3 protein-coding genes and 2 pseudogenes are annotated in these 5,894 nt (G+C 73.7%); 4 read left to right on the top strand and 1 reads right to left on the bottom strand.

Annotation, left to right across the window (positions count from 1 at the left end; translation table 11 throughout):
* Positions 1–237: pseudogene (locus AOK18_RS33385) on the bottom strand (hypothetical protein); the annotation flags it as partial.
* Between the two features lie 138 nt (positions 238–375).
* On the opposite strand from AOK18_RS33385, the gene mtnA reads away from it, so the two are divergent.
* From mtnA to AOK18_RS19425, 4 genes and pseudogenes are all read left to right on the top strand, one after another.
* Positions 376–1,524, top strand: coding sequence for an S-methyl-5-thioribose-1-phosphate isomerase (mtnA, locus tag AOK18_RS19410; RefSeq protein WP_055695190.1), 1,149 nt, complete (start codon positions 376–378; stop codon positions 1,522–1,524).
* Positions 1,525–1,528: 4 nt separating this feature from the next.
* A complete protein-coding gene (gene mtrA / locus AOK18_RS19415; RefSeq protein ID WP_193478414.1) occupies positions 1,529–2,218 on the top strand; it encodes a two-component system response regulator MtrA in 690 nt (229 codons plus the stop codon).
* A 1-nt stretch (position 2,219) separates the two neighbouring features.
* The gene (gene mtrB / locus AOK18_RS19420) at positions 2,220–4,379 is read left to right on the top strand and encodes an MtrAB system histidine kinase MtrB (RefSeq protein ID WP_055695191.1); all 2,160 of its coding nucleotides are present in this window, start codon (positions 2,220–2,222) and stop codon (positions 4,377–4,379) included.
* Positions 4,369–5,894 (top strand): annotated as a pseudogene (locus tag AOK18_RS19425) (LpqB family beta-propeller domain-containing protein); the annotation flags it as partial. The gene mtrB and the pseudogene AOK18_RS19425, both read left to right, overlap by 11 nt.

A 5,894-nucleotide genomic window follows, 5' to 3' on the forward strand; every position in this document is an offset into this window, starting at 1 on the left:
AGCCGCCGTATCCCCCGGCGCGGGCGGTGGGGAAGGCCGGTCGGGGTCCGCCGTGCCGGGCCCGCCGGTGGGCGCGGACCACTGGCCCGGCGGCTGCTCCTTCGACCAGCCCGGCCCCTGCGGGGCGGCCTGGCCGGGGTTCGGGTGCTCTGCGGGCTCGGTGGGCCCGGACGCACCCGTACCCTGCCCTTCGGAGGGGGCGGATCCGGGCGAAGCCCAGCCCGGAGTGTCGTTCATCGTCGCTCCTTGACGGTGCCCGTCCGCGGTCGCGGCGGCGGGTTCGCTGCCATCGTGCCATGGGGCGGTCGACGACGGACCGGCCGAGGTGAGGACTGCGCCTTCAATTGTCCGCGTTCCAGGGGGCAGACTGGCCGCATGGCTGATCAGTACGCACGCAGCGGCGACCCCAGGCGGCCGACCGACATCCCGGTGATCCGCTGGGAGGAACCACCGGAAGGACCCGTCCTGGTGCTGCTCGACCAGACCAGGCTGCCGGCCGAGGAGGTGGAGCTCGTCTGCACCGACGCCCCCGCGCTCGTGGAGGCGATCAGTTCGCTCGCCGTACGCGGTGCGCCCCTGCTGGGCATCGCCGGGGCGTACGGCGTCGCCCTCGCCGCCGTACGGGGCTTCGACGTGAACGACGCCGCCGCCGCACTGGAGGGCGCCCGGCCCACCGCGGTGAACCTCGGGATGGGGGTGCGCCGGGCCCTGAGTGCCCACCAGGGTGTTCTCGCCCGCGGCGGCGATCTCCAGGAGGCGGCCGGGGCCGCGCTGGCCGCGGCACGGCGGCTGCACCGTGAGGACGCCGAGGCCAGCGCCCGGATGGCCCGGCACGGGCTGGCGCTGCTGGACGAGCTGATGCCCGGCGGCGGACACCGGATCCTCACCCACTGCAACACCGGCTCGCTGGTGTCGGGCGGCGAGGGCACGGCGTTCGCGGTGGCGCTGGCCGCGCACCGGGCGGGCAGGCTCAGGCGGCTGTGGGTGGACGAAACGCGCCCGTTGCTGCAAGGTGCTCGCCTGACGGCGTACGAGGCCGCCCGCAGCGGCATGGCGTACACGCTGCTCACCGATGCCGCGGCGGGGTCGCTGTTCGCGGCGGGCGAGGTGGACGCGGTACTGATAGGGGCGGACCGCATCGCGGCCGACGGGTCGGTGGCGAACAAGGTGGGGAGCTATCCGCTCGCCGTGCTCGCGCGGTACCACCACGTGCCGTTCATCGTGGTGGCACCGGTCACGACGGTCGACCCCCGCACACCGGACGGGGCGTCCATCGAGGTCGAGCAGCGCCCCGGCCATGAAGTGACCGAGGTCACGGCACCGCGGGTGCCGATGGCCGGAACCGAAGCGGGAGGCGGGATTCTCGTGGCACCCCTGGGGACCCAGGCGTACAACCCGGCGTTCGACGTGACACCACCGGAACTGGTCACGGCGATCGTCACGGAAGAAGGTGCCGTCTCACCCGTGACGGCAGAGGCCCTGGCCGCACTGTGCGCCAGGTCACGCCAGGTCACGAATAGCTAATGGGATGATGTCGTTTATGAAGGGACGAGTCCTTGTCGTCGACGACGACACCGCACTGGCCGAGATGCTCGGCATTGTGCTGCGTGGTGAAGGTTTTGAGCCGTCTTTCGTAGCCGACGGCGACAAGGCGCTGGCCGCTTTCCGTGAGGCCAAGCCCGATCTGGTGCTGCTGGACCTGATGCTGCCCGGCCGGGACGGCATCGAGGTGTGCCGCCTGATCAGGGCGGAGTCCGGGGTGCCGATCGTGATGCTCACGGCGAAGAGCGACACCGTCGACGTCGTGGTCGGCCTGGAGTCCGGTGCCGACGACTACATCGTCAAGCCGTTCAAGCCGAAGGAGCTGGTCGCCCGGATCCGGGCGAGGCTGCGCAGGTCGGAGGAGCCGGCGCCGGAACAGCTCGCCATCGGCGACCTGGTGATCGACGTGGCCGGGCACTCCGTGAAGCGGGAGGGGCAGTCGATCGCGCTGACCCCGCTGGAGTTCGACCTGCTGGTCGCGCTGGCCCGCAAGCCCTGGCAGGTGTTCACCCGCGAGGTGCTCCTCGAGCAGGTCTGGGGGTACCGCCACGCGGCCGACACCCGGCTGGTGAACGTCCATGTCCAGCGGCTGCGCTCCAAGGTCGAGAAGGACCCGGAGAAGCCGGAGATCGTGGTGACCGTCCGTGGCGTCGGGTACAAGGCAGGACCGAGCTGACATGTCCGGTGACAGTGCCGCTTCGGGCTCCGGCCGGTCCGGGGAGCGACCGGAGCGGCCTGTCGGCCGGACGTCCCGGGGCCGCTCCCCGGGGCGTTCCCGCTGGGGGCGCCCCCGTGAGGGCGGGCTGCTCCGGGGCGGGGTCCAGGGCAGCCCGGTCATCCGCCTGTTCGTGCGCTGGGTGCGCCGGCCGCTGCTGCCCGTCATGCGGCTGTGGCGGCGCAACATCCAGCTCAAGGTCGTCGTCACCACGCTGCTGATGTCGCTGGGCGTGGTCCTGCTGCTGGGCTTCGTCGTCATCGGCCAGGTGCGCAACGGCCTGCTGGACGCCAAGGTGAAGGCGTCCCAGAGCCAGGCCACCGGCGGGTTCGCGGTGGCCAAGCAGCAGGCCGACGAGGCCGCGAGCGGCACCGGCGAGGACACGTCCGGGGTGGACGGCCGGTCCTCGCAGAGCGTCATCCAGTGGATGAGCGACCTCGTGGAGTCGCTCTCCAGCGGCGGTCAGGGCGCCTTCGACGTGGTCACCCTGCCCATGGGCGACGAGAGCGGCGGCGGACGCGGTCCGCGCGCCTCGGGACACGTCGACCCGGCGGAGAGCGTGCCCGGCAACCTGCGGGACCGGATCGACACCGGCACCGGGGCCGCGCAGCGGTACACGCGGATCGTCTACAGCAACGGCGCCGACTCCCAGCCCGGCCTGGTCATCGGCAAACAGGTCAACGACCCCAACGGGGATCCCTACCAGCTGTACTACCTCTTCCCGCTGACGCAGGAGGAGAAGTCGCTGAGCCTGGTCAAGGGCACGCTGGCGACCGCCGGCCTGTTCGTCGTCGTCCTCCTCGGGGCGATCGCCTGGCTCGTGGTGCGGCAGGTCGTGACGCCGGTGCGGATGGCGGCCGGGATCGCGGAGCGGCTGTCCGCCGGACGGCTCCAGGAACGGATGAAGGTCACCGGCGAGGACGACATCGCGCGGCTCGGCGAGGCCTTCAACAAGATGGCGCAGAACCTCCAGCTGAAGATCAACCAGCTGGAGGACCTGTCGCGGATGCAGCGCCGGTTCGTGTCGGACGTGTCCCACGAACTGCGGACACCGCTGACGACCGTACGGATGGCGGCGGACGTCATCCATGAGGCGCGGGAGGACTTCGACCCGGTGACCGCGAGGTCGGCGGAACTGCTCGCCGACCAGATCGACCGGTTCGAGTCCCTGCTCTCGGACCTGCTGGAGATCAGCCGCTTCGACGCGGGCGCGGCCGCCCTGGAGGCGGAACCGGTCGACCTGCGGATCGTCGTACGGCGCGTGGTCGGCGGGGCCGAGCCGCTCGCCGAGCGCAAGGGCACGCGGATCAAGGTGGCCGGCGACCAGCAGCCCGTCGTCGCCGAGGTCGACGCCCGGCGCGTGGAGCGCGTCCTGCGCAACCTCGTCGTCAACGCCGTGGAGCACGGCGACGGCAAGGACGTCGTCGTCAGGCTCGCCGCGGCGGGCGGGGCGGTCGCGATCGCGGTGCGGGACTACGGCGTCGGACTCAAGCCCGGTGAGGCGACCCGGGTCTTCAGCCGCTTCTGGCGGGCGGACCCGGCACGCGCGCGGACCACGGGCGGTACCGGGCTGGGCCTGTCCATCGCCCTGGAGGACGCGCGGCTGCACGGCGGCTGGCTCCAGGCGTGGGGCGAGCCGGGCGGCGGCTCGCAGTTCCGGCTGACCCTGCCCCGGACGGCGGACGAGCCGCTGCGGGGCTCGCCGATCCCGCTGGAGCCCAGGGACTCGCGGCGCAACCGCGGACTCGACGGCGCCGGTGCCCCGCACGACGGGGACGGCGGCAAGCGGGCCATCCTGCCCGTGCCGCCCGCGGACACCGAGGGCCCGGCCCGTTCGGCCCGTGGTCCGCTCGGCCCGCTGCCGGCCGCCGCGACCCCCACGGCCGACCCGACGGCCCTGCCCGGCAACGGCGCGCGGGTGGTGCCGCGGCCGGCCGCGGGCGGCCCGCCCCGGGGGGAGCCGGCGGGGCCGGCCGCCGGGGACGCGGCGCCCGCCGACGCGGGTGAGGACGCCGCCGGCACCGGCGACGTGGACGAACTGGACGAGCTGGACGATGTGGACGGCCTGGAGGGGCTCGACGGCCTCGGGGACAGGCGGGGGGAGACTTCGCGTGGGCGGTGAGCGCGCAGGGCGCGGCCGGAGGACACCGAGGACACCGGCACGGACGATCGCGTACGCCGCCGCCGGCGCCGTACTGCTGGCCGGGTGCGCCTCGATGCCCGACAGCGGGGATCTGCGGGGGGTGGAGTCCACGCCCCGGCAGGACGCGCAGGTGCGGGTGTTCGCGATGCCGCCGAGCAAGGACGCCTCGCCCACGCAGATCGTGCAGGGCTTCCTCGAGGCGCTGACGAGCGACGATCCGGACTACCGGACCGCACGCCAGTACCTGACCGCCGAGGCGGCCGAGACCTGGAAGCCCGAGTTGTCCACCACGGTGCTCGCGGACGGGCCGGGCGCGCAGCCCGACCCGCCGGGCCGGGAGGACAGCGGCGAGGTCTCCTTCACCCTGACCGGCGACAAGGTCGCCACCGTGGACGCGCAGCAGGCGTACGCATCCGCCAAGGGGCCGTACGACAAGCTCGTGCGTCTCACGCAGGACGCGAAGAACGGGCAGTGGCGCATCGACGGGGTCCCCCAGGGCGTCGTCATGGGGCAGTCGGACTTCCAGCGCAACTACATGTCCGTCAGCAAGTACTACTTCGCCTCGAACAGCGCGGGGAGCGCCGCGGACGGGCCGTCGATGGCGGTCGCCGACCCGGTGTACGTCCGCAGCCACGTGGAGCCCGCCACCCAGATGGTGCGTTCCCTCCTGAGCGGGCCGACGGCCTGGCTGGCCCCGGCCGTCCGGTCGAGCTTCCCCACGGGCACGGCGCTGCGCGAGGACGCCGGACCGCTGACGGCGGACGACCGGGGCAAGCTGACCGTGCCGCTCAACGACAAGGCGGCCGGCGCCGGTGGCGCGCGGTGCAGGGAGATGGGCGCCCAGCTGCTGTTCACACTGCGCAACCTCAGTCCCGCCGTGGCCGAGGTCGAGCTGCGGGCCGGCGGGAGGCACCTGTGCTCGCTGACCCAGGAGGCCACCGATGCCGTGGCCGACCGGGGTTCGCTCACCAGCCCCGGCCACCTGTACTTCGTCGACGGGGAGCATCGGCTGGTGCGGATCCCCGCCGACGGCGACGCCCCCCAGCCGGACCCGGTGCCCGGGGCGCTCGGCGAGGGCGGGACCACGCTGCGGTCGGTGGCCGTCTCGCGGGACGAACGCATGGCGGCCGGGATCGCGCTCGACGGGAAGTCGCTGTACGTCGGGTCGATCGTGCCGGGCGGTTCGCTCGGCGAGCCCGTGCTGAGCAGTGGGGGCGAGTCCGAGGACGACCGGCTGTCCGCGCCCAGCTGGGACGCGCAGCGCGGCCTGTGGGTGGCCGACCGCGACCCCGCCGATCCGCGGCTGCTCCTCCTCGAGGAGGGCGCGGGCAAGCCGCTGGAGGTGCGCACTCCGGGTCTGGACGGGCAGATCCAGTCGGTCCGGGTGGCCGCCGACGGGGTCAGGATCGCGCTCGTCGTGGCGAAGGGCGACCGGCGTTCCCTGATGATCGGCCGGATCGAGCGGAACGGGACCGGCGGCCGGGAGGGGCCGGC

This window comes from Streptomyces prasinopilosus (genome assembly GCF_001419695.1).
GTDB classification, from domain to species: domain Bacteria; phylum Actinomycetota; class Actinomycetes; order Streptomycetales; family Streptomycetaceae; genus Streptomyces; species Streptomyces prasinopilosus.

Excerpts from the sequence above, each read along its gene's own strand:
- mtnA (WP_055695190.1), top strand. The coding sequence starts at position 376 with ATGGCTGATCAGTACGCACGCAGCGGCGACCCCAGGCGGCCGACCGAC.
- mtrA (WP_193478414.1), top strand. The coding sequence starts at position 1,529 with ATGATGTCGTTTATGAAGGGACGAGTCCTTGTCGTCGACGACGACACC.
- mtrB (WP_055695191.1), top strand. The coding sequence starts at position 2,220 with ATGTCCGGTGACAGTGCCGCTTCGGGCTCCGGCCGGTCCGGGGAGCGA.